The organism is Methanomassiliicoccus sp. (genome assembly GCA_033485155.1).
Taxonomy (GTDB): domain Archaea; phylum Thermoplasmatota; class Thermoplasmata; order Methanomassiliicoccales; family Methanomassiliicoccaceae; genus UBA6.
The window spans coordinates 1-26,922 of sequence record JAWQJJ010000012.1 but is presented as its reverse complement, the minus strand read 5'-3'; the positions used below and the strand labels follow the sequence as shown (position 1 = coordinate 26,922).

29 protein-coding genes are annotated in these 26,922 nt (G+C 60.7%); 14 read left to right on the top strand and 15 right to left on the bottom strand.

All coding sequences use genetic code 11. From position 1 onward, the window contains the following. Positions 1-2,121 carry a potassium-transporting ATPase subunit KdpB gene (gene kdpB, locus SA339_13775; GenBank protein ID MDW5564279.1) on the bottom strand — a complete coding sequence of 707 codons (2,121 nt, stop codon included), beginning with the start codon at positions 2,119-2,121 and terminating at the stop codon, positions 1-3. 417 nt (positions 2,122-2,538) lie between these two features. Between kdpB and SA339_13770 the strand changes: the two genes are divergently transcribed. Further along, positions 2,539-3,207: a hypothetical protein gene (locus SA339_13770; GenBank protein MDW5564278.1), complete on the top strand. Its 669-nt coding sequence runs from the start codon at positions 2,539-2,541 to the stop codon at positions 3,205-3,207. A 164-nt stretch (positions 3,208-3,371) separates the two neighbouring features. Here SA339_13770 and SA339_13765 read toward each other — a convergent pair whose 3' ends face one another. From SA339_13765 to SA339_13750, 4 genes are all read right to left on the bottom strand, one after another. After that, positions 3,372-4,235: an SDR family NAD(P)-dependent oxidoreductase gene (locus tag SA339_13765; GenBank protein MDW5564277.1), complete on the bottom strand. Its 864-nt coding sequence runs from the start codon at positions 4,233-4,235 to the stop codon at positions 3,372-3,374. A gap of 56 nt (positions 4,236-4,291) precedes the next feature. After that, positions 4,292-4,471, bottom strand: a complete 180-nt coding sequence (locus SA339_13760; GenBank protein ID MDW5564276.1) for a DUF1059 domain-containing protein — start codon at positions 4,469-4,471, stop codon at positions 4,292-4,294. Positions 4,472-4,660: 189 nt separating this feature from the next. Next, positions 4,661-4,891, bottom strand: coding sequence for a hypothetical protein (locus SA339_13755; GenBank protein MDW5564275.1), 231 nt, complete (start codon positions 4,889-4,891; stop codon positions 4,661-4,663). Between the two features lie 238 nt (positions 4,892-5,129). Next, positions 5,130-5,597 (bottom strand): GNAT family N-acetyltransferase, encoded by a 468-nt coding sequence (locus SA339_13750; protein ID MDW5564274.1) that lies wholly within the window; start codon positions 5,595-5,597, stop codon positions 5,130-5,132. A gap of 98 nt (positions 5,598-5,695) precedes the next feature. On the opposite strand from SA339_13750, the gene thrC reads away from it, so the two are divergent. Together thrC and cls are read left to right on the top strand one after the other, a co-directional pair. Then, positions 5,696-6,775, top strand: a complete 1,080-nt coding sequence (thrC, locus tag SA339_13745) for a threonine synthase (GenBank protein ID MDW5564273.1) — start codon at positions 5,696-5,698, stop codon at positions 6,773-6,775. Between the two features lie 150 nt (positions 6,776-6,925). Beyond that, entirely contained in the window at positions 6,926-8,383 is a 1,458-nt protein-coding gene (gene cls, locus SA339_13740; GenBank protein ID MDW5564272.1) for a cardiolipin synthase, read from the top strand. Here the strand turns inward: cls and SA339_13735 are convergent, their stop codons facing one another. From SA339_13735 to SA339_13720, 4 genes are read right to left on the bottom strand one after another with little or no spacing between them, the layout of a single operon-like run. Continuing rightward, a complete protein-coding gene (locus SA339_13735; protein ID MDW5564271.1) occupies positions 8,384-9,256 on the bottom strand; it encodes a PHP domain-containing protein in 873 nt (290 codons plus the stop codon). Positions 9,257-9,312: 56 nt separating this feature from the next. Then, positions 9,313-10,002, bottom strand: a complete 690-nt coding sequence (locus SA339_13730) for an MBL fold metallo-hydrolase (GenBank protein MDW5564270.1) — start codon at positions 10,000-10,002, stop codon at positions 9,313-9,315. Further along, a complete protein-coding gene (locus tag SA339_13725; protein ID MDW5564269.1) occupies positions 9,999-10,787 on the bottom strand; it encodes a DNA-formamidopyrimidine glycosylase family protein in 789 nt (262 codons plus the stop codon). Before SA339_13725 ends, SA339_13730 begins: the two co-directional genes overlap by 4 nt. A gap of 45 nt (positions 10,788-10,832) precedes the next feature. After that, the gene (locus SA339_13720; protein ID MDW5564268.1) at positions 10,833-12,326 is read right to left on the bottom strand and encodes an APC family permease; all 1,494 of its coding nucleotides are present in this window, start codon (positions 12,324-12,326) and stop codon (positions 10,833-10,835) included. A gap of 183 nt (positions 12,327-12,509) precedes the next feature. Here SA339_13720 and SA339_13715 point away from each other — a divergent pair, with 183 nt between their 5' ends. Continuing rightward, positions 12,510-12,752: a hypothetical protein gene (locus SA339_13715; GenBank protein ID MDW5564267.1), complete on the top strand. Its 243-nt coding sequence runs from the start codon at positions 12,510-12,512 to the stop codon at positions 12,750-12,752. Between the two features lie 11 nt (positions 12,753-12,763). Here SA339_13715 and SA339_13710 read toward each other — a convergent pair whose 3' ends face one another. Together SA339_13710 and SA339_13705 are read right to left on the bottom strand one after the other, a co-directional pair. Continuing rightward, complete coding sequence (locus SA339_13710) at positions 12,764-13,078, bottom strand: hypothetical protein (GenBank protein ID MDW5564266.1); 315 nt, start codon at positions 13,076-13,078, stop codon at positions 12,764-12,766. 61 nt (positions 13,079-13,139) lie between these two features. Further along, entirely contained in the window at positions 13,140-13,739 is a 600-nt protein-coding gene (locus SA339_13705) for a hypothetical protein (GenBank protein MDW5564265.1), read from the bottom strand. Between the two features lie 189 nt (positions 13,740-13,928). Between SA339_13705 and SA339_13700 the strand changes: the two genes are divergently transcribed. The 4 genes from SA339_13700 (at position 13,929) to SA339_13685 (ending at position 18,066) form a co-directional block, all read left to right on the top strand. Further along, positions 13,929-14,540, top strand: coding sequence for a DNA-3-methyladenine glycosylase (locus SA339_13700; protein MDW5564264.1), 612 nt, complete (start codon positions 13,929-13,931; stop codon positions 14,538-14,540). 130 nt (positions 14,541-14,670) lie between these two features. After that, the gene (locus SA339_13695) at positions 14,671-16,380 is read left to right on the top strand and encodes a beta-propeller domain-containing protein (protein MDW5564263.1); all 1,710 of its coding nucleotides are present in this window, start codon (positions 14,671-14,673) and stop codon (positions 16,378-16,380) included. Continuing rightward, a complete protein-coding gene (locus SA339_13690; GenBank protein MDW5564262.1) occupies positions 16,346-16,999 on the top strand; it encodes a winged helix-turn-helix domain-containing protein in 654 nt (217 codons plus the stop codon). The genes SA339_13695 and SA339_13690 overlap by 35 nt, the downstream gene beginning before the upstream one ends. Positions 17,000-17,043: 44 nt before the next feature. Then, complete coding sequence (locus tag SA339_13685; protein MDW5564261.1) at positions 17,044-18,066, top strand: MtaA/CmuA family methyltransferase; 1,023 nt, start codon at positions 17,044-17,046, stop codon at positions 18,064-18,066. Here SA339_13685 and SA339_13680 read toward each other — a convergent pair. Next, positions 18,029-19,375: a chloride channel protein gene (locus tag SA339_13680; protein ID MDW5564260.1), complete on the bottom strand. Its 1,347-nt coding sequence runs from the start codon at positions 19,373-19,375 to the stop codon at positions 18,029-18,031. The two genes, SA339_13685 and SA339_13680, sit on opposite strands and share 38 nt — an antisense overlap. A gap of 187 nt (positions 19,376-19,562) precedes the next feature. Between SA339_13680 and SA339_13675 the strand changes: the two genes are divergently transcribed. From SA339_13675 to SA339_13660, 4 genes are all read left to right on the top strand, one after another. Continuing rightward, positions 19,563-20,279, top strand: coding sequence for a hypothetical protein (locus tag SA339_13675; GenBank protein ID MDW5564259.1), 717 nt, complete (start codon positions 19,563-19,565; stop codon positions 20,277-20,279). A gap of 192 nt (positions 20,280-20,471) precedes the next feature. Next, positions 20,472-20,981 (top strand): YkgJ family cysteine cluster protein, encoded by a 510-nt coding sequence (locus SA339_13670; protein MDW5564258.1) that lies wholly within the window; start codon positions 20,472-20,474, stop codon positions 20,979-20,981. Next, on the top strand, positions 20,971-22,074 hold the full coding sequence (locus SA339_13665) for a glutamate-cysteine ligase family protein (protein MDW5564257.1): 1,104 nt from the start codon (positions 20,971-20,973) through the stop codon (positions 22,072-22,074). The genes SA339_13670 and SA339_13665 overlap by 11 nt, the downstream gene beginning before the upstream one ends. 43 nt (positions 22,075-22,117) lie before the next feature. Next, positions 22,118-22,543: a hypothetical protein gene (locus SA339_13660; GenBank protein ID MDW5564256.1), complete on the top strand. Its 426-nt coding sequence runs from the start codon at positions 22,118-22,120 to the stop codon at positions 22,541-22,543. Here SA339_13660 and SA339_13655 read toward each other — a convergent pair whose 3' ends face one another. The 3 genes from SA339_13655 to SA339_13645 all read right to left on the bottom strand — a co-directional run bounded on the left by SA339_13655 (position 22,544) and on the right by SA339_13645 (position 25,067). Next, positions 22,544-23,926, bottom strand: coding sequence for a cation-efflux pump (locus SA339_13655; protein MDW5564255.1), 1,383 nt, complete (start codon positions 23,924-23,926; stop codon positions 22,544-22,546). It lies immediately after the preceding gene. Positions 23,927-24,095: 169 nt separating this feature from the next. Then, complete coding sequence (locus tag SA339_13650) at positions 24,096-24,470, bottom strand: hypothetical protein (protein MDW5564254.1); 375 nt, start codon at positions 24,468-24,470, stop codon at positions 24,096-24,098. An 81-nt stretch (positions 24,471-24,551) separates the two neighbouring features. Further along, positions 24,552-25,067, bottom strand: coding sequence for a zinc ribbon domain-containing protein (locus SA339_13645; protein MDW5564253.1), 516 nt, complete (start codon positions 25,065-25,067; stop codon positions 24,552-24,554). A 132-nt stretch (positions 25,068-25,199) separates the two neighbouring features. On the opposite strand from SA339_13645, the gene SA339_13640 reads away from it, so the two are divergent. Together SA339_13640 and SA339_13635 are read left to right on the top strand one after the other, a co-directional pair. After that, complete coding sequence (locus SA339_13640) at positions 25,200-25,961, top strand: zinc dependent phospholipase C family protein (GenBank protein MDW5564252.1); 762 nt, start codon at positions 25,200-25,202, stop codon at positions 25,959-25,961. 296 nt (positions 25,962-26,257) lie between these two features. Then, positions 26,258-26,650 (top strand): CBS domain-containing protein, encoded by a 393-nt coding sequence (locus SA339_13635; GenBank protein ID MDW5564251.1) that lies wholly within the window; start codon positions 26,258-26,260, stop codon positions 26,648-26,650. Positions 26,651-26,922 lie beyond the last annotated feature (272 nt).

Sequence of the window (26,922 nt, the reverse complement as noted above, 5' to 3'; positions counted from 1 at the left end):
TCAGGCCCCCAGGCCCAGAGCGACCAGCACGATATCGATTAGCTTTATCCCGATAAACGGCACGATCAATCCGCCCAGCCCGTATATCAGCAGGTTTGTGCGCAGGGACTCCGAGGCGGTCAGGGGGCGGTACTTGACCCCCTTTAGCGCAAGAGGGATGAGCAGGACGATGGTTATCGCATTGAAGATGACCGCAGATAGAATGGCCGCGTGCAGCCCCATGAAGTTCAGCTCATCGAGCGCAGGGTAGATGCTGACAAAAGCCGCCGGCACGATCGCGAAATACTTGGCGACGTCGTTGGTGATGCTAAAAGTGGTCAGCGCCCCTCTGGTCATCAATAGCTGCTTGCCGGTCTCCACCACCTCGATGAGCTTGGTCGGGTCGCTGTCCAAATCGACCATGTTCGCAGCCTCCCGGGCGGGCTGCGTACCACTGTTCATGGCCACGGCCACATCCGCCTGGGCTAGAGCGGGGGCGTCGTTGGTACCGTCCCCGGTCATTGCCACCAAGCGCCCCTCGGCCTGGTACCTGCGAATGAGCTGTAGCTTATTCTCCGGCGTCGCCTCGGCCAAGAAATCGTCCACTCCCGCTTCTGCCGCGATGGCCGCCGCGGTCAGTTTGTTGTCGCCGGTGATCATCACTGTCTTGATGCCCATACGGCGGAGCTGGGCGAACCTCTCCTTCATGCCCGGTTTGATAATGTCCTTGAGGTAGATGACGCCGACCGCCCTGCCATCGATGGCGATGACCAATGGTGTGCCCCCCTGGCGGGCGATGCGGTCGACCTCGTGGGAGATCTTCACCGGAAGGTCGTTACCATTGTTCTTCGCATACTTGATGATGGCATCGGCCGCTCCCTTGCGGATGCTCTTGCCGTCATGGTCAACACCGCTCATCCTGGTATGGGCGCTGAAGGGAATGAAGTGCATTCCGGATCGGACCCTCTCGATCTCCTCTCTGCGGTCCGCTAGACCGTATTTCTCCACCGCCAGAGCAACGATGCTGCGGCCCTCGGGGGTCTCGTCGGAGAGCGAGGACATGAGGGCGTATTCCGCCACCTTCCTGACATCCTCACCCTCTCCGGGGATGAACTCCACCGCTTGCCGGTTACCGAAGGTGATGGTTCCTGTCTTGTCCAGAAGGAGGACATCAACATCGCCTGCCGCTTCGATGGCCTGTCCGGAAAAGGCGATGACGTTCTTCTGAATCAACCGGTCCATGCCTGCGATGCCAATAGCGCTGAGAAGGCCCCCGATCGTGGTCGGAGCCAGACAAACCAATAAGGCGATGATCACCGTGAGAGTGACGGGGCTACCCTGTCCAGTAATGTACACGCTGTAGATCGAGAAGGGCAGAAGGGTCGCGCATACGACAATGAAAACGACGGTCAGGCCGATGAGGAGGGTGTTCAGAGCGATCTCGTTAGGAGTCTTCTGCCTCTTCGCCCCCTCGATCAGAGAGATCATCTTATCGATGAAGCCCTCGCCGGGGTCGGAAGCCGTCCTAACGATCAACCAGTCGGAAAGAACGCGGGTGCCTCCGGTGACAGCGCTTCTGTCGCCCCCGCACTCCCTGATCACCGGTGCACTCTCTCCGGTTATGGCACTCTCATCGACCGACGACGCACCCTCTACCACCTCGCCATCGACCGGTATGAAATCCCCGGCTTGTACGAAGAACAGGTCGCTTTTATGAAGGTCGGTCGAAGAGGCCGGCAATATGTCCGCCTCGGTAGGCTGGACTCCCTTGGAGATCGCATACTCTCCCCTCAGTTTCTTTGCAGGGATCGCGGTCCGCATGTTTCTCAGGGAGTCGGCTTGTGCTTTACCTCTTCCTTCGGCAAGGGCCTCGGAATAGTTGGCGAAGATGACCGTGAACCAGAGCCATAGCGAGATGAGGCCCACGAACAGTGGCGAAGCCTCGCCCCTCCAGAAAAGAGCCTGAAGGAAGAGCGCCGTCGTTATTGCGCTCCCCACCTCCACAACGAACATGACAGGATTTTGCAGAGTGTGCCGGGGGTCCAATTTCAGGACCGATTGTCTAATGGCCCACCGCCTTATCTGCTTCCGTTCCTCCTCGCTTATGGCCCGGGACCTCTTCTTTGGCTTACTGCTTTCCACAGCCGCACCCTCGATGACGTATCATTAAGGAATTGCCAGCGGACCGAGCCTTTTACCGGCTATAATAGATTTGTATAACGTCATTGAACAGTTTTGTTGGGGGTAACAACGTTGAGATAACTGTCCCTCAAAGAGGCTGATCGAATTTACTACGATGGGCCTGGGGCGCTGTTGATTGTACGGTAAAAAGACAGCAAGATGCTGATGAATGGACGTTTCGTTCGATCTCACGAGAAGTCGTTCAGCCAGACGCGTTGCCTGACTGCTCTGATCGAAGGCCAGATGATCTGAGTGTCCTGTACAATGATGCGTCCAGGCCAAACGTATTACGGCCGATCCGATCGTCCGTCCAGTTATGCACCCAATTTGCCCGATGAAAGAAGAAATTACAAATTCATCTATGACTTATAACTAATCATGCAGCGCTACGATCCGAAACGAGTCGAGGATTGGCATCAAGCGTTGTTATTGCGGTACAAGTCCAGTGAGCACTATCTAAGCCGTTACACCCAGCAGTCCAAGGACAATTACATGGCGGTTCTTGATTTTCTGGCCTGGTTTGAGGGAGAGAAGGTCCGGCACAGCGTGCTCAAGGAACAATTTGTGGTGAGGAGCGAATCGACCAACCGGAGACTGAGAGTCGTTGCAGAGACGGTGATCCCGGGGAAGCCCATGACCCATCGTCCCGTTCCTCCTGAGAAGCGGATGTATGTCCACCAGTTGTCGGTCATACTTGCTGGTCTGATCGAGGCGGGATTTGTCGAGCGGTGCGAGGAGCGCCCGGCCACTCTTAACGGTGAGGAGAGGCAAAGACCTCAGGTCTTTTTCAAGGTGGCGGTCAGCCAGATGAGAGAACTGTCGGATCCGATTCCAAGTCCAGCAAGGGTCGACAGGCACGTTCCTGAACAGAATGATCTATCGTTCTGGAATGCAATCAGGGAGCGTTTACGGGAGATCGACCTCGACTCATCCGCCGTTGACGACGCTACTTTTAGTGCGACCATGGAGGAGATCGCTCGGGCAATCACGATCTCTGGCAGAAAGTTGCTGACTGCGAAGGAAAGGACGACGGAAGTAAGAAAATGAGCGGTTAGGGGAGCATCGGCACCAGCCCCGGCGGGCCGGCGCACTGAACAGAATACGCATGTCAGGCTGTACCTGGTCGCCGCTCGATCGCTCGCTTCCGCCCTTCGATCGATGGCCACGGTTCCAGGACATAATCAACAAGTCAGTCATTGGGGTTTGCCAGGTTATTCTCTATCACGCTCCTCGCCAATAAGGGGCCGCTCAAGGCCTGTCAGCCGGCAGCTGATGCGGTAGAGCTCCTTCCTGACCCTACGATCATAGGCTTGGTCGTTGGCCCTTGCCTCCCTCTCCCGGTCGAAGAAACGCCCGGTGACGCCCTCGACCCGAGGTGAGGTCGCCAGGTTCATTACGGCGTCCGCTCCCTGCTGCACGTCGCCTCTCCCCCTACCGAACCACTCCCTCACCATCTTGGTGTCCAGCAAGCTCCCGGGACTCAGAGCGTTGACCGTCATAGTTTCGTCTCTAATCCGCTCGGCCAGGTCGAAGGTGAACATGACCAGTGCGAGCTTGCTCTGCCCGTAGGCGTTCCAGCTATCATAGTGGTGCTCGAGCATGATGTCGGCGAGGTCCAGAGGGCTCTGGCCGAGGGAGGAAACGTTCACGATCCTCGATGGCGAGGATTCCCTGAGGACGGGGAGCAATAAATGGGTCAGAAGGAACGGCGCAAGATAGTTGACGGCGAAGCGTAGCTCGAAGCCGTCGGCGCTTAGCTCCCTGACATCGCCGCCCTTCTTTCCGGCCCCGATGCCCGCGTTGTTCACCAACACATCCAGTCGAGGATGGTCCCTGGCCACTTCAGTGGCCAGCCTTCTTACCTCGGTGAGGGCGGAGAAGTCCGCGTTGTAGTACTCCACTTTTACGTTCCCGGTGACTGCTGTGATCTCCTTCACCGTGGCACGGCCCCGGTCAAGGCTTCGTCCGTGCACCAGCACCTTCGCCCCCTGGCTGGCGAGGCCATGGGCGCTCCTCCGGCCGATGCCATCGGTGGAGCCGGTCACAAGCACCGTCAGCTCATCGATGCGCCTCATACTCCGCCCGCCGGCCGTGTGGGTACTGTCTCCTGACCGTTGCTCGAACAGGGCGGTCAGGTGCGGGACCGCGACTGCGACTTGATGGTCCCTTCGACGCTCTCTCTCACCCGGTCTGGGGTCTCATCGATCCCATGGACCTCCCTCAGATGATCCTGCAGATCCACCATGGCGTCCTCGGCGGCCTCCGCGGTGGCATAGTAGTTGCATCCCTTTCGTGGACATCTGACCTTCATCTGATACCTCGGTCTGGACGTGGCAGGTGCAGGGATATGAATGTTACCTGGACCTTTCTGCTGCCATAGTGGCCGAGCCGGGGGATGAGATCGGAGGAAGCGGAGGGGCCGGCCATGAGGCCGTTCGACCCGACCGCCCTTTGCTCGATCCCGGGTGTCGTCTGGTTCTCTACTCGATCGGTGTTGTGCTCAATCCACGGTACCTCTGCGCATGCTTACGCCACCGACCATCGAGCCCACCGTGACCAAGGCCGCCGCGAGCACCGCCCAGTCGACGCTGAGGTTCTCAGAGAACACAATGTCCGCACTTGCCTTGATGACGAACAGGGTGATCACGAAGTATATGATGCTCAATATGATCCCGATCACCGTTCCGATTATCATCCCTACCAGAGATCCTGTCATTCCGCTCATTGCCATGTATTCATTCCTCCTTTACTCTGTCCCGCGGGTTCGAATCACCTTACCTGCGGGCTCCGTTGTATCGTCGAGCCGTCGTAACGGACGACATCTAAAAATTGGAGGGCGGTCTTATAAATAGATTAAGTAGGCAGGCCGGCCGCCGTCGGTTCGTTTTCGCTCCTATTTAAAGGTAGGTCAGCATGATTTTTTTTATCCTCGCGCGCCCCCCGCTCTGAGGGCGGCCAGCGCTCCCTCATCAGTCCTTGATCTCGAGCATCAGGGCCTTGGGTTTGAACCCGTAGCGATGGTAGAAGGGAAGGACCTTATCGTTACCGTAGACGGTGAACACCACGATACTCCTGGCCCCATTCTCCCTCAACCACTCCAGATTGCGGCGCATGAGGAGGTCACCGATCCCTCGTGCCCTCCCCTGCTCGCGCACGAAGAGCGACTCGATCGTCCCAACACCATGTTCGTCGACGCTGCTGGCACAATAGCCCAGCTCCTGGCTGGAACCTGATTCCCGTGCAATGTCTATATGCAACCTGCCTCTCTCGGCTATGGACCTTAGCTCCCTTCGGCGCTGATCGAAGGACCGGGCGGCATAATGCTGGGCAAAGTCCACGGAATGCTCCGAGGCATGCAGGTTCAGCTGCCTCCACAAGCCCTCCGTTTCGTCAATGAGTTCCATCCCCCCGCTAATGAATTCCGGTTTATCGGTCATCGATACCCCCTTGCCCGATGGCCCTCGACCCCATACAAAAGGTGTTTCTCGCTTCCATCGCCAAAGAATATTGCTACCCGAATGCAATCGAGTAGACGATGTTCCGCTGCACCAAGTGCGGTACGGAGTTCCGAGACTTCCGGTATACCTGTGCGCGTTGCGATTCCGCCCTTCTGCTGGAAGACCCGCCCATGAGCTGGGATCCCAAGGGCGCCGGCATGTGGCGATATCGGTCCATGATCCCAGTGACCATGTCCATCTCCCTCTACGAAGGCAGCAGTCCCTTGATAAGGAGGAGAGACAGCGAGGAGGAGGTGTACCTCAAGGTGGAGGGGGACAACCCGACCGGATCGTTCAAGGACCGCGGGACCTCGGTGGTGATCTCCGACGCCTACAATCGGGGGTTCCGAACCACCACCGTGGCCTCGACGGGCAACATGGGGGCAAGCGTGGCGGCCTACTCGGCCTACGCGAACCTGTCCTCCAAGGTGTTCATTCCCACCGGGATCCCCGAGGAGAAGGTCGCCCAGATCACCGCCTACGGTGCGGAGCTGGTGCCGGTGGAGGGCGGTTTCGCCGAGGCGGTCCGGAGGGCCCGACAGGAGGCAGACTCGGGCGCCTATCTTGCCTCCACCGGCCTGAATCCCTACTTCATCGAGGGGCTCAAGAGCATCGCCTTCGAGCTGTTCGAGCAGATGGGGGTACCGGACAAGATCGTGGTGCCTACCGGCACGGGGGGCATCCTGACCTCAATCTTCAAAGGATTCCGCGAGCTCAAGGCCTTGGGAGTCACTGACCGCCTGCCCCAGATGATAGCGGTGCAATCGTCCGAGGTCGCACCCATCGTCGATGCGTGGAGGAACCGCACCGAGCCGACACCGCCTCCCCCGATGGCGACGACCATCGCCTCGGCTATCTTGGTCAAGTCCCCGTTCAACGGCCTTTCGGCCATCGAGGCCCTCAACCGGTCAGGGGGATACGGCCTCACCGTCACCGATCATCAGATCGTGCAGGCCGTCAGGGACCTGGGCAAGGAGGGGATCTTCGCCGAGCCAGCCGCCGCGGCGCCCTTGGCGGCTCTGGGGCAGATCGATCGCCGATCGGATGATCGCATCGTTCTGGTGGTGACCGGCTCAGGCCTTAAGGATCCCATGGTTGCGCTGCGCAAGGAACTCTGAGCGCGTCTATCGCTGTGGTTCAGGGCGGTCAGGGACGAGGGCCGTCGTGATGCCGTAGGCGAGGCCGATCACCTTCGATGAGCCAGATATTTATCGTCAGAGTGACCAATTCCACATCATGTCGTCGTCCCCGGCCATGAGGTGGTGGGGTTGACCGACCCGTTAACCGTCCTCGCGGAGAACACGACGATCATCATGGCGGTCATCAACGCCGTGGGGGCGGTGGCCATCCTATACTACGAAAGGCGGGACCCCCGGGGCGCGGTGCTGTGGCTCCTCTTCCTCTTCGTCCTCTCGTCGTTCGGCCTGATACTCTACCTGCTGTTCGGGCTCAGCAAGCACCGCATCAGGCGGCGGTTCCGGACGAAGGAAGCGAAGGACCGCAAGGAACTGGAGGGATTGGGCCGCTTGGCCGCCCTTAACGCCTCCGGCACGGACCTGGGCGCGGAGCCGGCAGGCCGCACCGGCCTGGTCCGCATGCTCCTGACCAACGGCTCGCGGCTGACCTCCGGGAACAGAATGGACCTCATCAACGACGGCCACGAGAAGTTCCGCCTGCTGTTCAAGGACATCGAGGAGGCGAGGGACCATATCCACGCCGAGTACTACATCGTTCGGAACGATGACCTGGGGGACCGCTTCCTGGATCTCCTCGTCCGGAAGGCCCAGGAGGGCTTGGCGGTCCGCCTCCTGGTGGACGGTGTAGGCACGCGGCTATCTCGGGAACGGAGGGATGAGCTGCGGACGGGCGGGGTCGAGGTCCTCATCTTCTTTCCTCCGGTGATCGAGCGGTTGCCAGCCCTCAACCTGCGGATCAACCACCGCAACCACCGCAAGATCGTGGTCATCGATGGGCGCATCGGATATCTGGGCGGTTATAACGTGGGGGACGAGTACATCGGGAAAAAGCAGATAGGACGGTGGAGGGACACCCACCTCCGGGTCGAGGGTCCGGCCGTCCTAGACCTGCAGACCAGATTCCTCCTGGACTGGGCGTTCACAGCCGCTCGGCCCCTGGAGACCGACCTCCGGTACTTCCCCATGATCGACCGCCCGGGGGATGGAGCGGTGCAGATGGTGTCCGGGGGACCAGACCGTCGGAGGAGCCTGATCGAGGAGGCCTACCTGAAGATGATAGCCTCGGCCCAGCACAGCATATACATCCAGTCCCCGTATTTCGTCCCCGACGAGAGCGTCATAGACGCTCTCCGGGTGGCCGCCCTGTCCGGTGTGGACGTCCGGGTAATGATCCCCCGGCTACCGGACCATCCCCTGGTGCATTGGGCCAGCCTCGACTACCTGGGAGACCTCCTGCCCTCCGGCGTACGAGCGTTCCTCTTCGAGGACGGCTTCCTGCATGCCAAGACCATCGTGGTGGACGGGGCGGTGGCGTCGATCGGCAGCGCCAACTGGGACATTCGCAGTTTCCGGCTCAATTTCGAGACCAATGCCATGGTGTATTGTCTCAACGTGGCGAGGGGGCAGGAGCTGGCCTTTCACCAGGACCTCATGAGGTGCCGGGAATGGACCCTCCAGGACCACCTGTCCCGTTCCACCTGGTTGAAGATGAAGTGCTCCTTCTTCAGAATGTTCTCGTGGATCCTATGATCAGCGCCCCCTGGACCTGAGGTCCCGGAGGAAACGGAGCGCCCGGGGGGCGTTCTGCTCATAGTGGATGCGGAGCGAGGGGATCGTGTACCGAATGTACTTGGTCATCACCACCGAGCCCATCACCGTCTTCTGCACTGTGGTCTTCTCTCTTCCGATCGCTCTGGTGCGCCTTTCCACGACGTCCCCGAGGAACCCATCCAGGTCGTCGGACGGGCCGACCGTGACGACGTTGCCGAGGTCGTGGAGGAGGTGGCCATCGGTGCCTCCGGTACGCCCCTTCAAGAATCGCTCGGCCAGCGCTGCCGCCTTATCGTTGAGCTTGCGGGTCATGCCCCCGCACATCACCTCGATACCGTCAAAATGCTCCAGAATCTCCTGCTCCAGGTAACGGGCCTCGATGCACTTTTGCAGGCCCTTGTTGAACAGCAGGTAGCCATAGGGATGGGCGGCCACTCGAACGCAGTTGTATCCCTCCGACCGCCGCACGATGTCCCAGGAGTCCAGCTCGATTGCGAGGTAGGGGCTGCTCCGCTTGAACGGGCGGACGTGCTTCTCATAGTACTCGCGCAGGTTGTCCAGATCGTAGAAGTACAGGAGGATATGGGGCCCGTCGGCGGCGGACACCTCGATGCCTGGAACGATCAGCGTTCCACTCCCAGCACGGTACGCCTCCTCTGACCCAGAGATCGTATTATGGTCGGTGATGGCGACCCCGAGGCCCAGTCTCTTCGCCCTCCTCAGGGCGCTGGTCACGGTGGTGTGGGAGTCGGAATGGTTGGTGTGGAAGTGCATGTCCACCGCCGTGGGGCCCTCCTCGGCGATTCGCTCGGCGGTGATCCTTTCGCGGAAGATGCCATCGTTCATGACCATCGGGACGTCCGAACTACGAACCCCGTGGTATTGATATTTTGGGACGGCGGACTCGATCACGCCTCAAGGTCCAGGTGGATCACCGTGCCGTCCTCGGCCACTGTCACCCGGGCCTCGACGTCCAGTGACTCGATCTGCCGCACCGCAGCCTGAATGTCCTTGAAGAACCAGCTCCCCAGGTGGGTGATGACGATGCGTCGGGCGAGGGGGGAGAAGAACTGTACCAGGTCCGGAATCCCGGTGTGGCCATGATACCTGCCGGTCTCCGGATCTCTCCTTACCAGCCCTCCCCGACGCATGAAGGAGCCTTCGGTGATAACCAGGTCAAGGTCCGAAAGCCGGTCTCGGTAGCGCTCCTGGATCGAGAACAGGTCTCCGGTGTACAGCACCCGCTGCATATCCTTTTCCACCAGGTAGCCGCAGGAGCGCACTCTCTCGCTGTGATTGGTTGGAACGGGGGTGACGCGCATGCCCGCCACCTCCACCGTGCTTCTGACGATCCTCACGTTCCATCCGGCCAGCCGTTCGGGCGCAAACACCGGGACGTCGATCTTCACGCTATCGCTCACGAAGAAGGCGTGGTCCTCGTGGAAGTGGGTGATGAACACCGCTCGAGGAAGGCGCTCTAGGTACCGTCGCTCCCCGAGATCGAACAGCACGTCGTCCATCAGCACTCCGGAATGGAGCTCGTGCCCGGGGGCGCTGACCTCGATGTGCCCCCTGGTCCCCAATATCTCGATCTTCATCTGCCCCGCCCTCCCTGGCAAGCGGGGCAGAAGTAGGTCGTCCTCCCGCCCAGGGTGGTCGTCCGCACCGTACCGCCGCAACCGGGGCAGCGAGCTCCCTTGGACCGGTGGTGGAGCAGATAGCTTCGGGGGAAGGCGGAGAAGTCGGTCCCCCGGTCGATGGACAGCCGCAGCACCCTTCTCATGATGCGGTGCATGGCCTCCAGGTCTTCCCGGGACAGGGCGCTGGCCTCGGTCCGGGGGTCGATGCGGCTCTGGAACAGCACCTCGTCTGCGTATATGTTGCCGATGCCGGCCATGCGGTGCTGGTCCAGGAGAGCTGGCTTGATCGCCCCTCTCGCCCGGCCGAACCGTTCCGCGAAGTCGTCCTTGGAGATCACCAGCGCGTCCGGCCCCAGCCCCTTCCGGTGCACGAACTCCTCCCAGTCCTCGGTCCAGCCGATCCGGCCCAGCATTCGGGGGTCGTCGAAGGCCAGGGTCGAACGGTCGAAGTGGAACAGCACGCGAGGAAAGCGAGTTACCTCGTCGTCCTCGAACAGCACTGGCTCTCCGGTCATCCCGAAGTGCCAGGTCAGCCACCCGCGGGAGGAGAGCTCGAGGAACAGCTGCTTACCGTGCCGGCGGACGGACAGGAACATCCCTCCTTCGACCTTCCGTTCCAACTCTTCCGGCCCCATGGCTCCGAGGACGGTGCGGTTTCTCACCTCCACCTGGACGATGCGCCGCCGTAGCGCTCTGGCCTCGATGTAGCGCTTGAAGGTCTCCACCTCGGGCAGTTCGGGCATACGGTCCGAGATGGACGAGGCCCTACAAATCGTATCCTCCGGCCATTACCGTCCCTTCCTGATCCGCCGGCGGGTCTGGAGGGAGTCGTAGAGGTGACGGGTCAGATGCACCGGGAGAGCCAGGAACCGCCGGCTCTCATGGCGCATCCTCGCTCTCATGCTCTCCGGCGAGTAGAACGCCTCGCGCATCTCCTTAAGCTCCTGGCGAGGCGAGAAGTAAATGTAGATCGGAACGCCCACCGCCAGGAGCGCCAGTCCGACCAGCCACAGCAGGGGATCGACCAGCACTAGAAGGAGGATGGAGAACCCCGCTCCTGCCAGGGGAATGACCCTCCGTCCCCTCAGCCTACTGGCCAACTTACGGTCCTTCCTAAGCAGGAAGATCGCCGATATGCAGGTCGCCAGATAGACCAGGGCGAGCAGGAAGACCGCCGCGTTGATCAGGGTGGACAGGCCTCCGACCAGGGAGGCGACGAAGGCGGTAAGGCTGAGCGCGATGATCGCGAGGTACGGCGTGTGGAACCGACGGTGCTTTCGAGCCAGCTGGTGGGGTAAAAGGCCGTCCAGGGACATGGCGTAGGCCAACCTGGACGTCCCCAGGGTCCCCGACTCATCGGCGCCCATTATCGACAGCAGGGCCCCCACCCCTACGAAGAGCACCAGTCCGCTGGCCCCATTGCCGGCGATGGAGAAGATCGAGCGAGTGGCGTCCAGCAGGGGGGATGAAGAAGCCTTGAGAACGGATTGCGGCAGGGACGCCACCACCACAAGATTGGTCAGGAGATAGAAGCTCATCACGATGAGCATCCCGGCCACGATGGCCTTGGGAACGGTCCTCTCCGGCTGGTCGACCTCGTCGGTCGGCAAGGTGCTGAGCTCGAACCCCGCATACGCCCAGAATATCAGAACCAGGGCTTGGCCGAGTTGCGCTAACCCCCCGGTGAGGAAGGGGCTGAGGTTATTGGCGACCGTTGCGGGGTCGGCTCCCATGAACGCCAGGCCGCCGAAGATGATCAGCACCAAGGGGCTCAACTTGATCAGGGTCAAGGCATCATTGGATCTCCCGGCCGTCTTTATCCCCACGACGTTGGTGACGACGATGATGACGATGAAAAGGGCTTTGAGCATCACCTGACCCAGGGTACCTACGCCGGGGACCAAGGCGATGAAGTACTGGGCGAAGGCCACGGGGAACACTGCCAGGGAGAGCCACTCCGCCAGGAGGAGGGCCCACCCGATCATGAACCCCGGGAAGGGCGAGGACACCGCGGTGACGAAGGCGTACGGCCCTCCAACTCGGGGCAGGGCCATCACACAGTAGGCGAAGGATATGGCGATGATCAGGGCCATCATGCCGGCCGCAATCCATATCACGAGAGAAGCTGGTCCCACCAGGCGGGAGCTGATGGCCGTAGCTACATAGATGTCCGCTCCGATGATGGAGCCCACCACCAGGCTGGTCACGTCGAAGGTCCCGAGCTTGCCGGAGGTGGCCCGATGGTCCGGGGACCGGCCGTCAGCCTTCTGCTCCGCGCTCACGCTATACGATTGGCAGCTCCCGCTACTCTATACCTGCTCCGGCCTCATGATAATGCGATCGCCCGAGGCCGTTCGGCGGCGGTCCGACGCATCCTACCCCGACCCAGTAAGCGGAGTCATCCGGCCGCGGGAGCGTTACAAAACATTATCCGGGGGACGATGACATAGAAGCCGAACATGGCGATGACTTTGAAATGCCGGACCTGCGGAGCCATCATCCCCGGCCGCTACCCCTTGTTCATCGCGACCCTGGCCCTGGCATTGATGACCGTTATCATGATGCTCATCATACCCACCCTGGTGGGCTTTGCCACGGTGGCGGGGGGCGCGGCGGTGATCGTGGGGGTCTTCGTGGCCATGCTCGCGCTGTACCTCTATCTCCGGGCGGGGGACTCCTGTCAGGCCTGCCAGGTCTCAAAGAAATGATGGGCTCAATCCTAGCTGCTGAGGGCGGTGATGGCGGTGAGCACCGACAGGATGAGGGCCAAGATGAGGTTGATGAAGTAGGAGACCTTGGCCACGGTCTCGAAAGGCTTCCCCTCCTCGATCCTAACATACCTGTGGGCGACCACCACTCCGGCCCATAGGAATGCAAGAGAAAGGACCATCAACAGTACGGTAGGTCCCCCCATCCCCAAGGCGAAGAGGAAAGTCATCAGCCCAGCCAGGGCCAGGCCAAGGGAGGCCATCCTCCACTTGTTGTATATCACCTTCAGATTGAAGGCGGACTTGCCACCCTTGGAGTACGACATATTTCCGACATTCCCGACCGCCTTTTAAATATTGGCATGGGTCCGAACGTCCTTTTAGGCTTCAGTTGACCCTCCGGAGCACCCGCTGTTTGATCCATACCACGCCGTTGGTGAAGGAGAGCTCCTTCTCCGAGTACCTCTCCACCAGCAGGTAGGAGAAGGTGAAGCCGAAGTATGGCAGCAGGTAAAGCCACGAGAAGGCTCCCGCCAGGATCATGACAAAGAGGGCAATGTCGCTGAAGGGGCGGTAGTTGAGGAACATTTGCAGCCCTCCCTGGATGCCGTACTTGTCAACCATCCCGTCGGCAACCTCGTCCACGAAGCCGGCCACCAGGAATGCCATGATGGGCCACAGCGCCCACTGGACGTTGCTACTGGGATAGAACGCCAGCAGAGATGCCACCGCCAGGACGGTGCCCAAGGCGAACGCCCGGTTGTCGATCTTCCTAGCCATGACCAGGGAGATCAGCATGGCAGAATAGAACGCCGTCGAGAACGGGCTGTCCACTGCCATCAGATATCCCATCACCAGGCCGGACATCACCGCGACGACATTGGCCGCCCGCACCGAGAAAGCCTTCTCATCGTAAGCCTGATCTATGAACTTGATCGAACCGCCGAGGAAGGCGTAGAGGAAGGTTATGAGCGCGATCTCGATCAACCGATCACCCTCAAGGATTGCGAGCTGGCTGTGATATGCCTGATAGTAGCATCTCCCATCCTGAGGGCGCTGATGAGATGTCATCGAGATATAAACCTTTCAGGCTGGGTATCTATAAATGATCCTGTTGTCTGGCACGCCCTGGCCGTCAAGACGTGACATTAAGATGGGGGGCCTCCATCTCCCTGCATGGACCGGAAACTGGGGAGGGAGTTCTTCGGTCGCCCCGCAGTGGAGGTGGCAAGGGACATCGTGGGCAAGGTGCTGGTGCGTGCCTCGGACGAGGGTACGGTGTCAGGGACGATCGTGGAGGCCGAGGCATATTCGGGGGTCAACGACCCTGCCTCCCACACCTACGGTGGCCGAAGGACAGTCCGCAACGAGGTCCTATGGGGCCCGTCCTGCCATGCTTACATCTACTCCATTTACGGCAAGTACCTCTGCTTCAACATCACATGCAGCAGGGAGGGCGACCCCCAGGGGGTCTTCGTGCGGGCGGTGCGTCCGATTGATGGGGTGGACCTTATGGCCCACCGGAGGGGACTGGAGGTCACTGACGAGCGTTCTCTAAGGCAGCTGTGCAACGGCCCGTCCAAGCTATGCATCGCCTTCGCCATCGACCGCAGCCTCAACGGAGCCGACGCTTGCGGGGATGTTCTGTACCTCGAGGACGGCGGGGTCGAGGGACGGGTGGTTGCTGCGCCCCGGGTGGGGGTGGACTATGCTGGAGATGCCGCTGCCTGGCCATGGCGCTTCCTAGTGGAAAACGATCCCTTCGTGAGCCGCAGGCCAAGATTGTGAGACAAGGTCCGGCCGCTGAGGGTCGTTGACCGACCGGTCAACGGCAAAGGCGGTTATATGAGCCCCCCGGGCCGATGCAGGGGTGATGAGAGCCCTGCCCGCCCTTTGGGTCTTGCTATTAGTGGGAGCGATGGTAGCATCCCTGGCGACGATCGCCACGACCGAGCATGTGGAGACCAGCATGTTTACCAAGTTCAGTTCGGACCTTGACCTTCGTATGTTCATAATGGAGCATGGCAAAGGCTCTTCGAACAAGGGCGGGGCTATGGTCAGCACGATCGAGGACGCCTCGTATTCGAGCACCAATGTCCAGGTCCAGGGGGTGGACGAGAGCGATAGGGTGAAGACCGACGGGACGCACATATACCTCGGCGACGGCGGAAAGGTGCACATCATCAGGGCCGGTCCGCCCATGATCAACGTCACCACCATCGACATCGGCCCGGCCGACCGCTCGTCAGTGGAAGGCCTGTACCTTAGCGATCAGCGCCTGGTGGTAATCTACTATGAGTACAACCCATCAATGAACGCTGGTGCCGGCAAGGCGGCGATGTACGACATCATGGTCCCGGACGGATACGTGCAGCGGACCTGCGTCAAAGTCTACGATGTCTCAGATCCGTCCGCTCCAACGCTCCAACAATCGGCAGGCATGACCGGTTACCAGGTCACCTCAAGGATGATCGGCACCACCCTCTATTTGGTCACCGAGCACAGTGTGTGGTCGTACAGCGACGGCCAGGTCGGTCTTCCCGAGCTTATGGTCAACGGGAGCAACAAGGACATCGCCGCCACCGAGGTAAGCTATGATCCGGCAATGCCCGAGGTCTCCAGCTTCGTCAATCTCCTGGCGTTCGACACCTCCTCTGGCCGGGTCGGGGACCTCACCGCCCTGACCGGTTCCACCTCGGTGATCTACATGTCCCCCACCGCGTTGTACCTCACCATGCAGCTTTGGGACAGCACCGTGGTCAGCACCTCCTCGGAGCTCACCACCTCGATCTATCGCATCGCCGTTGACGGGACCGATATGACGCTCCAAGCGCAGGGCTCAATCACCGGCCGGCCTATCAATCAGTTCGCCCTAGATGAGCGGGAAGGGCGGCTCAGGATCGCCACCACCGTCGGATGGACCAATCCTTCGAACGAGGTCCACGTGCTAGATCTCGACCTCCGGGAGGTCGGCTCGGTCACCGGGATCGCGCCGGGGGAGAGCATATACTCCTGCCGATTCATGGGGGAACGGCTCTATCTGGTCACCTACTATCAGGTCGACCCCCTGTTCGTCATCGACCTTTCCACCGATACCCCGGCGGTTCTGGGCCAGCTGAAGGTCCCCGGCGCCTCCAACTACCTGCAGATGGTCGATGCCGGGCTCATGGGCATCGGTTTCGAGAACGGCTCGGTGAAGGTCTCGCTGTTCAACGTGACCAACCCCGAGAACATGATTGAGGTTGGCAGCTTCGTGGTGAACGGCTTCTCCTCCTCCCCTGCCCAATATGATCACAGGGCGGTTACCTATATCTCTGGAAAGGGGATTCTGGCGATACCCGTGACCTACTATGGGTCGGGTTACGGAACCGACGGTTCGTACCACTTGCCGTCCTCGGCCGCCGTAGTCCTCGAACTAAGCAACGACGGTGTGATCGAGGTGGGAAGCGTGATGCATGAGAACGCCACCGTTGACCGCTCCCTATACATCGGCGAGGTCCTGTTCACCATATCGGACACCATGGTGAAGGCCAGCTCCTTGGGCACCCTGGAGCCCCTCGGTTCTATTACCTACGGCGACGGGAGGACTTACTATGGCATCGACGACGGTATCGCCGTGCCCCTCTGAGGCGGCAGGTTTCAAGGCCCCGGAAGCGCTCTCGGGGGGCGATATCGCCATGAAAGTGGAGCTCGACAAGCGGTCCCTGTTCGCTCTGGCCTCGGACACCCGGCTGGACATCCTCAAGAACCTCCGGTCCAACCGCCGGACGGTCTCCCAGCTTGCCGACCTGCTGGCCATCGACAAGGCCGCGGTCCATCGCCACCTCAAGAAGCTGGAGGAAGGAGGCTTCGTGATCCGTACCGAGGACCACGGCTTTGTTTACTACGCCCTGACCTGGAAGTCCCGGGACATCCTCGACCCAAATGACAGGACGAAGATCGTCATCCTCATCTCATCGGCCCTCATCTGCGTGCTGGCCATGGTGGTCCTGGTCTACGTCGCTTCCGGCCCACCGGGCGTCGCCGGCGGAAGTACCGAGAAGACCTCATACGTAAACGATAACGGCCCAGGGGACACCGATCTAGTCCCGAACGCTCCGGCGAAGGGCGTGGACACCACGATACCTCTTCTCACTCTGGGGCTGGGCACGGCCGCCCTGGCGATCATGGCCTGGCGGCAGTACCGGCGACCGGCGCAACGGGGAGGGGAGAGCCCATCGGACCGGGAAGCCGGCCCGGGCTTTTAGGTCTCGGGTAAAGGTTCAAGCCGTGGTCGGACCATGGCCGTACCATGGACGAGAGAGAGCGTCTCCTAAGCGTGCTGGCCAGGGAGCCGGTGGACCGGGTGCCAGTGGTCTCTCCCACCCAGACCGGGACCGTGGATCTCATGAAGGCCTCGGGGGCGTTCTGGCCGCAGGCCAATGCCGATCCGCGGCTCATGTTCGAGCTGGCTCTCGCGGCCCATACCGTTGCTGGCCTGGAAGGTTGCCGGGTGCCGTTCGATGCGGCGGTCGACGCTTCGGCGTTCGGGGCGGTGACCTCGCATGAAACGGACCGCCGTCAGCCAGCTATCACCGGACGGCCGGTGACCTCGAGGGACCTGGCGGACATTGTCTCCATACCGGACCCCCGCCGGAACGGGCGGGCGCCGGTCGTGTTGGAGGCGGTCTCTCTGCTCAGGAAGCGGCTTGGGTTGGTCTCCCCCGTGCTGTGTGGGGTGATATCATCCTTCACCCTGGCCTGCCAGCTTCGGGGGGAGGAGAGCGCCCTTATGGACCTCATGCTCGACCCCGGCTACCTCAAGGTAGTCCTGGACAAAGCCTTCCGATGGAACGTCGAGTATGCTCAGGAAGCGGTTAGCGCCGGGGCCGACGTGGTCGTCCTGGTGGACGCCACCGCTAGCGGGGACCTTCTGGGGCCGGACCAGTATGAGGAGTTCGCCCAGCCCTACACCAAGAGGCTGGTCCAGGTGGTCCGAGACGCCGGAGCGAAGAGCATACTGCATATCTGCGGGAATACCGCGGAGAACCTTCAGCTGATGAAGAGCACCGGAGCTGACGGCATTAGCGTGGACCAGGGCATGGACATGCGCTCGGTCAAGCGGCTGCTCGGAGGGAAGGTGGCCGCAGTGGGCAACGTGTCTCCGACCGATACCCTCCTGTTCCGCTCCCCTGAATACGTGGTGGAGGCGTGCAAGGAATGCATCGAGGCCGGTACGGACATTCTGGCTCCGGGATGTGGGTTCGCCCCCGAGACCCCTCTGGCCAACATGAAAGCTATGGCCTCGGTGAGGATGGAGCACCATCGGGTGTGAACGGTAAGGCCTCTGTCGGCGTGCCAGTACCGGTGGTCCGCCGCCGGTCCGAGGGTACCAGATCGGTCTTGCAGGTCAGCAGGAAGGCGGCGACGATGGAGATGGCGATGACCGGGGCCAGGCGAACATCGAAGAGGGCTTGAATGATGAGAGCGAGAGCGATGGGCGATTTCAATAGTGCCACCGACACTCCGGACATCACACACACGATGCATACGATCTCCGGTATGAACGGCAGTAGCTGATGCATGGCCAGCCCCATGGCGGTGCCGATAAAGAACGATGGGAAGATATATCCCCCGGACCAACCCAGGGCCAGGCACACCACCGTCAGCAGCACCTTCATCAGGGTCAGTGCCAGTAGCATCAGGAACCCGAGCCCGATAGCATCATCGATGATCGTCTGGATCTGCTTATCTCCGGAGAACAGGAGGACGGGAAAAGCCGCCCCGACTAGGCCGAGGATAAGTCCGGCAAGCATCGCCAGCTCGACCGGACGGGACGACCACCGCCCCGACCATCGTCTTATCGTTCTGAACGAGCGAATGAACAACAGGCCCACCAGGCCGCCCACCAGTCCGAGCATGACCGCATACGCCAGGTCGATTAGGTTCCAGCCATCGTACGCTGGGAAATTGTAGTTGCCGCCGAAGACGTAGCCGGTCAGCGCGAAGAAGACGGTGTATCCCACCGAGGAGGCAATGATGCTGGGTAGGAGGGCCTTCCAGCTCAACTTCTGCTTTTCCATTCCCGCTTCGATGGTGAACATGGCGAAACCGAACGGCGAGCCGAGGAAGGACCCGAACATCCCGCTGATGCCTGACAGGGTGAAGACACCGACCGCTGGCTTGGGGACCTTCAACCGGTCGGCGATCCAGGTGCCCAGGGAACCGCACCCGCCGGTAAGCGGGCCCTCCGGCCCGATGGAACCGCCGAAGACCAGGCCCACCAGGCCCCGGACCAGGCCAACCATCCCGTTGCGAGGAGGGAGCCTTCCGCTTTCCACGAACTCCTCGAGTTCCTCCGCCAGCAGCGCCGGCCTGACCCTTGTATACTTGGTGATCAGGCCCACCAGAAGGCCGCCCAGTAGGCAGAAGGTGATGGTGAACGCCGCCGATTCTGTCCCCTCCCCCAGACCGAGCAAGCCCGGCAGACCTTCCCATATGACGAAAATGCCAGACTCCATCACCACGAAGAAGGCGACAGTCATTAGCGCTCCCAGCAGACCTATCGCTCCCGAAATGAAGAGCAGTCTGTAGAACGGTTTACTCCTTATCTCTACATTCGATAGCCCGGTCACGTCGGTCATCTGTCCCCGCCTATAGTCCTGTAGCAATTTTCCAACCCGGCCGATATAATCCTGCCGTCCCGTCCTATTGCCGGTAGGGGGCCGGATAATCATCCGTCAAATACCTTTTTACGATAACAGAATAATCTGGATGAAGCTGGAAGACGGAAAAGGGGTAGGCCCGGCCGCAGCAGATAGGAGGGAAATGATGTCGTCAGCAGTTCCAGTGTATCAGCTCGTCGAGGCCGAAGGTGGCACCATAATCAAATGGTTCCCGGATGGTACCATCCGTGAGACGGCGGTGTACGAGGTAGAGCTGACCATGCTTGCCATGCGCTACGGCCTGGAGACACCGTTCGTCCATGGGATCGTGGAGCGGGAAGGAAGGGTTGGGATCTCCTTCGATAAGGTGTATGGGCCGACGTTCACCCAATGGATGATAGAGCATCCCAATTGGCTCATGCGGTTGATCGAGTACTTTGTTCACGAGCATCACGAGGTTCATATGCACAAGGTGCCCGAACTACCCCGGCTTAAGGACGCTCTGGGAAGCGCCCTGGCGGCCGCGGGGACCATGAGCGGGGAGGAAAGAGACCGCCTGGGGAAGAAGCTGGCGCGGATGCCAGATGGGGACTGGTTATGCCATATGAGCTTCGTCCCCGACAGCATCATGGTCTCCATCGACGGTCCGGTGGTCTTCAACTGGGGCGGAGCGGCACGGGGTGACTACCTCGCCGACGTGGCCATGACCTCGCTCCTCCTGGATCGCTGGGAGCCCCGGGCGGAGGAAGCGGAGGAGGTGGACAGGTTCAAGGAAATCTTCCGACGGGGGTACGAGTTCGAGTACCTCAAGGCCTGCGGGCGCGGTCAGAACGAGTTGGACGCATGGATTGAAATCCTCCTGCCGCTCCTTTCTCGCCAGTGATCCATGGGTTGCCGGCGGCTCGATCGGAGTGCCATAAATGTGCATGGCCAGATGCGGCTCACAATAAATAAATAGCAGGCATAGGATGACCGCATCAGCTGCCTCGGTGCGTCATGTTCAGACTGAGTTTCCGGGCAATCGCAATCACGGGGCCCCGTCCTCATGAAAGAGGCGCCCGAGAGGTGTTGTAGGATGAACCAGGCTACCTTTGAACTTCTGACTAAGATCTGCGATAAGTGCGGAGGCCGTTGCTGTTACTATGCCCGACCTCCGCTTACCGAGGAGCGGATCTCCATCCTGCTGGAGAATGGCATGACTCTCGATGACGTCCTGTTCCGTGAGCATCGCATGCTGGATTGCAAGTCCACCGGGTTCTGCGTAGGTTACTCGGATGGCCGATGCCGCGTCCAGAACGTGAAGCCGGAGACCTGCTCGGCCGGCCCCTTCACCTTCGATGTGCGCAACGGGTTCCTCGAGATCTATCTCAAGAAGGAGCGCATCTGCGACCTGGTGACCTTCCTGAAGGGGAACCCCGCCGTTTACAACGAACAGTACGAGCTGGCCTTGGAGAAGATCCAGCATCTGGTCAGGTCCCTGCCGGCGGAGGAGCTGGAGAGCGTGTGCCGGGTGGAAGAGCCGGAGACGGAGAAGATCGCCCAGGTCCCATTATCCGAGGTGTTCGCCAACGACAGTGGGTACTGAGCACGAGCTCTCGGTCAACGACGCAGGCCTTCACCCCCTGCCCATCGTTGACCGCATCATAGAGGGCATCCATGGCACGGTGGAGAATGAGATCCCCTTCGGAGGGGTGAACCTGAGCAAGGAGCTCCAGAAGAACGTTATCGAGATCGTCCCGGCGGTCCCCCAGACCTCAGTGGCGGACATGGAGAGGGCGCTCTATGACGGGATGCTGAGGTTCCATCAGGCGACTACGGGGAGGTATACCCTGCTGGGACTGGGAATGCATCCCCTGCTCACCCTAGACCAGACCTCGATATGGGACCACGAGGATCGCCAGATATACGAGGTCTATGACCGCCTGTTCGACCTTCGGCAGCACGGTTGGTTGAACATACAGGCGCTGCAGATCAACGTGCATTATGGCAACGAGGCTAGGATGGTCAGCATGTTCAATCGCCTCCGGGCCCTTACTCCATATCTGGTAGCATTGACCGCATCCTCCCCGTTTGTAGAGGGGCGGGCCACCGGGGCGATGGACAACCGCCTGCTGTACTATCGGAAGAACCAGCAGCGTGTGCCGGCCATATGCAACAACGTGATCCCGGAGAAGCTGAGGTCCCGGGCCCATCACGACGAGATCATCGAGTCCATCTACCGCGGACTGAGGGCGATCGGGGGAGAGGACCTCTGTCACGAATGGATCGATTCCCGCGGCGTGATCGTACGCTACCACCGGGAGTGCCTGGAGCTCAAGGCCTGCGACGAGCAGGAGTGCCTTCGTTCGGACATGGCGGTGACCGCGTTCGTCCTTGCCCTCCTGAGGGCCGATCTGGATCTCGAGGAGGACCACGACGCGTTGCTGGCGGCCAATGAGGCATCGATCAAGGGCGGCACCGCCTCCTGCCGCGCCGAGCTGATGCGGCTCTACGATTCAGCGTCCAATGTCGCCACCTCCGAGGAGAGGGCGTACCTCCCGCTCATCGAGCGTCGCATCGAGGAGGGCAGCCTGGCTGAGCTGATGGCGGCCCGGGTCAGGGACGGCGAGACCATCCACGAGGTCGCCGGGAGCATGGTCCGCTGCCTCCGGGACAACATTCCGGCGAGGGCGGACTGAAAGCTTTTTCTCTACCGGCCTCCACGTGGTCCATGGGAACCTTATGGACGTTGGCTTCGATGAAGCTCTCCGGGTCGCCAGGCAGTGCATCGCCGACCGCACCGGTGATCGGGAGGCCATGGTAACGAGGTATGAGCGGGGAAAGGATCACTACTTCCAGTTCGCGACCCGAAAAGGGGACAGAGGAGTGGTTGTGGGCAGGAACGGCATCACCCGGCACTGCTTCAGGGAGGACCGAGACGAGACCTTAGCCCCTCGGGAGATGAGCCAGAACGAGGCCGTGGAGCGGGCTTTGGGTTTCATCGGGGAGGGTGAGGTGGAGACGATCAAGGCCCGGGGCGGCGGTTACGAGGTGGACGTTGACCGGGGGGCAGAGGGCAGGTTCAGGCTCTTTGTCGACCGGGAGGGGACGGTCCACTGCCAGAAGTGCTCGGAACTCTCCCGTAACCTCGCCGCGGACATCGACTAATCAACACACCGGCTCCAGGTGTATGGTCACGCTGTCGATCTCCGTGTGCCGCGAGCGGATGACCCCCTCGAGGCGGGTAACGATCTCATGAGCTCGGTTCACGCTGAGCTGGGGATCGAACTGGCAGCACAGGAACACCCTGTAGCCGTTGGTGGTCAGGTGTACATGGATGTCCCGGCAGCTGCGCACCTCGGGGAACTGATCAGCGATCTGGTCGATGGTCTCCTGGATCAGCTCTCTCTCCTGCTCGGAAGCCTCTCCCTTGCACGCCAGGCATCCTACCGGTTCGATGTGGGAAACGACCTTGGCTATGCATGGGTCGAGGCTGGCTACCTTCTCCTCCAAGCAGGTGGCGGAGTCGTGGGCCTTCTCCACCGTCAGCTCGCCATCCAGCTCCACGTGGAACTCCACCAGGCGGCCGTCCGGCTCATCGGTGATGACGATATTGTGCACGCTCCTCACCTCCGGCATGGTTGCCCCCTCCGCCCGGATGCGATCCTCCAGTGAAGCGTTCTCGATGCAGATTGGCTCGGCGTGAACGATGACGTCAGAGTTCGGTATGGCGACCTTGACTCTCTCCTCGACCTTCTCGGTCAGGCGGTGCCCCTGCTCTACCGGTAGCACCTGATCGATGAACACCGTCGCCTCGACGAAGGTGACCGACCCCGACTCCCTGACCCTGACCCTGTCCACCCGATGGATACCGGGCACGGCCATGATCTCCTGGGCGATGGTACCGGACACCCCTGCCGGCGCCCCGTCCATCAGGGTATGTATCGACTTTTTCCACAGCCGGTATCCGATCACCGCGGTGATGGCCGCGACACCCAGGGCCGCTATGGAGTCGAAGTTTGGCAGGCCGGCCATTGTGAGCAGTATTCCGACGATGACCACCGCCGACGAGATGAGGTCGGTGGAGAAATGTATGGCATCGGCCTCCAGGGCCTGGCTCTTGTATTCCTTGGCCGTGCGCAGGAGGGCCCGAGACCGGGTATAGTCGACCACCATCGACAGGGCCATGACCAACAGGGCTATGGGTCCCAGCTCCACCTGGGCAGGGTGGAAGAACAGCCGATCGACGGCCTCGTAGACGATCCATCCACAGGTGATGAACAGGAGGGCGGTCTCTCCCAGGCTGGAGAGGGATTCGGCCTTCTCGTGACCATACATGTGATCCTGGTCGGGGGGCCTGGCCGCCGCCTTGACCGCAAAAAAGGTCATGACCGCGGCGATTAAATCGATGCTGGAGTGAAGGGCCTCGGAGATGATCCCCAAGCTGTTGGTGTAGAACCCCGCCGTCAACTTGGTGGCGGTGAGCAGCACCGCAGCGATCACCGAGAAAAGCGCTACCCTTTCCTTGACGTTCGTTCCGTCACCCTCCAAGGAGTGACCGGGGGGGCCCGATAAAAAGGTTTACCACCATTGTTGGGGACGGTCCGTAATGGGAGAAATGATCCATCATCATGCCAGAAAGGTGGAAAGGAGCGGGCCCGGGGCCTTGCAGTCCCAGGCGCTAACGACGCCGGGGCCCGCTCCGTCGATCGTTCTCTGCCTACCAAACCTTGGCCTTGACCGCTCCCCTACGGGTCAGGAGCATCACGGCGATGCCGATCCAGATGAGGAACACGGAGATCAGCGCGGGGATGTTGTTCGGCCACATGTCGTTGACCAGCCACAGCGCCCCTATCAGCACAAGTAGGCTTCCCCAGAACATGGTGTAGGCGGGATCGTTGCCCCAGCGGTACGCTCCCACCGGGGCCCTGTCGCCGTGCAGCCCGGAGAAGGCGCCTATGACCAGGCCGTAGAACCCGATCTCGATGAGGACTACGGGTATGATCAGCCAGATATTCTCAGTCAGATAACTTGATATGAGTATGGCGAACCCGACCGCTATGGTCATGAAGCCCGCGGTCTGTCCGCTCAACATAGAGCTCGCTCTCCCATCCTGAGACATGATTATTGAATATATGTCCTACAATATAAAACTTGTCGGCCAAGTGTCAGACGCTCAGCCAGTCACCCCTGTTACCTGCGCTCCGCAGCGTTTGCAGAACCGAGCGTCGGGGTCGATCGATAGACCACAGTTACCACATCGACGTTGTTGGTCCCCGCTTTCGCCCCTGCTCCGAGCCCCCGTCGACCCGAGGTAGCCCCACAGGGACATGAGGAGGGCGTTTGCATCCTGCTCGTAGTCGATGTAGGAGACCGCCCCGACCGCCACGGCCAGGGGCAGGTAGATGATCGCGCCCACGAGGCCCACCGCCGCCTCGGTGTCCCCGAGGGTGGCTGAGATCTCGGCGGTGACCACCGCTCCGCCGCTTTGCGTGCTGATCCATACATCCATGGTCCGGCGGAGACCGAGCTTCTGGAAGTACTGCTCGGCATGTACCTGGTAGGGACCAACGGTCCACACCTGGAAATGAGCCTGGCCGAGGAAAGCTTGGACCGCGGGGACGGCGTCCTCCGGTGAAAGCTGAGCGAATAATCGGGAATCACGACGGACGAACAGGCGCTGCAGGGGCATGGATTATGATATGCTGCGGGAGCGGATAATGGTTGCAGGTCGGGGGAGCTTCATGCCGGAGGTAGGCACTTTCGGCCAGGTCCCCTGACTTTTATATATATCAGTTCCAACCCTGCCCGCCCCAGGGATGGGATGAAGTGGAAGAGCCATACGGCCATAGCTCGCGCCATAGCGGCGGAGATGAATCTCCCCGAGGACCTCGAGAGGGCGTTCTGTGCAGGATCCATCGAGCCAGACAAGCGTCCTGACCTCGCCTATCGGGTCAGCAAGGGCGGGAGGACCTACATCGGCAGGGCACCTCATCACATGCCCCCCACCGGGACGATCATGGCCTACGCTTGGCGGGCCCGCAAGGCCTACCTGGCAGGGAACGATTACTGGGCGGTCAAATCATTGGGTCGCGGCCTCCACTATGTGCAGGACAAGTGCGTGCACACCGGGTTCAAGGACTGGCGGCACGATGCCCGGGAGAGCGACATCGCCGCCCTGACCCCACCTCGGAAGGCGGTGCGCGAGGGAATAGAGATGGCCAAGTGCTCCCCACGCTTCGTGCACGACTGCATCGTCTCGGTGAAACCGAGGAGGGATCCACGGCGAGCGCTGTACGATGCTACCATGTTCTCCTCGGCCATCTTCGCCTCGGTGATCGGTCCTATCGGTAACAGGACCCGATTCGCCAGCGAGTACGATAAAGCGGTCAGGGGTCACCGCCACCGTTATGTGGTCGCAACCGTCGTTCTTGCCGCCACCGCTGCCACCGCCTATCTGCTGGAAGAGCCCCTGTTCCTCATCCCTGGATCGGTGGCTGCCTTGGCGGCGATCAAGCTGGACCTCGACTTCTACCGGGTGAAGGATGAGGCGGAATGGTTCGGCATCGAGCCCCGGCACAGATGAGGGCGGTAACGCGGTTTGCTCGTGCCGCTTAACGGGGCATCCAACGGTGGTCGCCCCATTCATGTCGCCCCATCGATATAAAAATCCGTGCGGACGCATCAATATGGTCGCCGACCGGTGAGCATCTGGGAGATCGAGGGGCATCGGATGCAGAAAGAGCGCGATTTTATTGCGGTGAATCGATGTTCCACTACGCAATCCGTAGGATAGCCAGCAATCGTTCGGATTCTCAGCATTGAGGACCCATTAGTTTATCAATCGTTCGGGACATTAGGATTCAACACAGGAGCGAGAACATGGCCGCGCTCGTCAAGGACTACATGACTCAAAAGATGGAAGTTGTATCCCCGGAGGACTCCGTTCTAAGTGCCATAGAGCTTATGGTGGACCACGACCAGGGGAGCGTGATCGTTGTGGACGACAAGGATAAGGTAATCGGCATATTCACCGAGAGGGATGTGCTCCGTCATTACATGACTAACCAGTCCAAATTCCTCCACCTCAAGGTCTCCGAGGTCATGAGCTCTCCCGTGCAGACCGTCCCCGTGGAAATGAAGGTCTCCGAGGCTCTCAGCATCATGAACGATAAGAACGTCCGCCGTCTTCCGGTGGTCGACAAGAGCGGCAAGATGATCGGCTTCGTGTCATGGAAGGAACTATTCACCAAGGTGCCCAAGAACCTTCTCTGACCGCTATGCAAACCCCTTCAGGTCCTGTTTTATGATGAACGGCTGCCAAGTTGTCGTTTCTCACACGCCTATATTATAATATGGATTATATGAAAAAAATGAAAAAAAGGAAGGGAAGAATTTTCAGGGCGAGGCGTTCGCCGGTTCAATCCTCCAGCGTGGAGAGGTCCCCCAGCGGCTGACCGAGCTCCTTGGCCTTGAGCACCCGGCGCATGATCTTGCCGCTGCGCGTCTTCGGCAGCGTGTCGACGAACTCGATCTCCCTCGGGTAC

What these genes read in the sequence shown, in the direction of transcription:
- SA339_13755 (MDW5564275.1), bottom strand. Translation starts at nt 4,891, where the DNA reads ATGGCAATGAGCGGAATGACAGGATCTCTGGTAGGGATGATAATCGGA.
- SA339_13710 (MDW5564266.1), bottom strand. Translation starts at nt 13,078, where the DNA reads ATGTCGTACTCCAAGGGTGGCAAGTCCGCCTTCAATCTGAAGGTGATA.
- SA339_13645 (MDW5564253.1), bottom strand. Translation starts at nt 25,067, where the DNA reads ATGCCCCTGCAGCGCCTGTTCGTCCGTCGTGATTCCCGATTATTCGCT.
- SA339_13700 (MDW5564264.1), top strand. Translation starts at nt 13,929, where the DNA reads ATGGACCGGAAACTGGGGAGGGAGTTCTTCGGTCGCCCCGCAGTGGAG.
- SA339_13760 (MDW5564276.1), bottom strand. Translation starts at nt 4,471, where the DNA reads ATGAAGGTCAGATGTCCACGAAAGGGATGCAACTACTATGCCACCGCG.
- SA339_13660 (MDW5564256.1), top strand. Translation starts at nt 22,118, where the DNA reads ATGGACGTTGGCTTCGATGAAGCTCTCCGGGTCGCCAGGCAGTGCATC.
- SA339_13765 (MDW5564277.1), bottom strand. Translation starts at nt 4,235, where the DNA reads ATGAGGCGCATCGATGAGCTGACGGTGCTTGTGACCGGCTCCACCGAT.
- SA339_13735 (MDW5564271.1), bottom strand. Translation starts at nt 9,256, where the DNA reads ATGGTCATGAACGATGGCATCTTCCGCGAAAGGATCACCGCCGAGCGA.
- SA339_13685 (MDW5564261.1), top strand. Translation starts at nt 17,044, where the DNA reads ATGGACGAGAGAGAGCGTCTCCTAAGCGTGCTGGCCAGGGAGCCGGTG.
- thrC (MDW5564273.1), top strand. Translation starts at nt 5,696, where the DNA reads ATGTTCCGCTGCACCAAGTGCGGTACGGAGTTCCGAGACTTCCGGTAT.
- SA339_13730 (MDW5564270.1), bottom strand. Translation starts at nt 10,002, where the DNA reads ATGAAGATCGAGATATTGGGGACCAGGGGGCACATCGAGGTCAGCGCC.
- SA339_13715 (MDW5564267.1), top strand. Translation starts at nt 12,510, where the DNA reads ATGACTTTGAAATGCCGGACCTGCGGAGCCATCATCCCCGGCCGCTAC.
- SA339_13650 (MDW5564254.1), bottom strand. Translation starts at nt 24,470, where the DNA reads ATGTTGAGCGGACAGACCGCGGGCTTCATGACCATAGCGGTCGGGTTC.
- SA339_13675 (MDW5564259.1), top strand. Translation starts at nt 19,563, where the DNA reads ATGTCGTCAGCAGTTCCAGTGTATCAGCTCGTCGAGGCCGAAGGTGGC.
- SA339_13770 (MDW5564278.1), top strand. Translation starts at nt 2,539, where the DNA reads ATGCAGCGCTACGATCCGAAACGAGTCGAGGATTGGCATCAAGCGTTG.
- SA339_13635 (MDW5564251.1), top strand. Translation starts at nt 26,258, where the DNA reads ATGGCCGCGCTCGTCAAGGACTACATGACTCAAAAGATGGAAGTTGTA.
- SA339_13725 (MDW5564269.1), bottom strand. Translation starts at nt 10,787, where the DNA reads ATGCCCGAACTGCCCGAGGTGGAGACCTTCAAGCGCTACATCGAGGCC.
- SA339_13680 (MDW5564260.1), bottom strand. Translation starts at nt 19,375, where the DNA reads ATGACCGACGTGACCGGGCTATCGAATGTAGAGATAAGGAGTAAACCG.
- SA339_13640 (MDW5564252.1), top strand. Translation starts at nt 25,200, where the DNA reads ATGAAGTGGAAGAGCCATACGGCCATAGCTCGCGCCATAGCGGCGGAG.
- SA339_13690 (MDW5564262.1), top strand. Translation starts at nt 16,346, where the DNA reads ATGGCATCGACGACGGTATCGCCGTGCCCCTCTGAGGCGGCAGGTTTC.
- SA339_13670 (MDW5564258.1), top strand. Translation starts at nt 20,472, where the DNA reads ATGAACCAGGCTACCTTTGAACTTCTGACTAAGATCTGCGATAAGTGC.
- SA339_13695 (MDW5564263.1), top strand. Translation starts at nt 14,671, where the DNA reads ATGGTAGCATCCCTGGCGACGATCGCCACGACCGAGCATGTGGAGACC.
- SA339_13750 (MDW5564274.1), bottom strand. Translation starts at nt 5,597, where the DNA reads ATGACCGATAAACCGGAATTCATTAGCGGGGGGATGGAACTCATTGAC.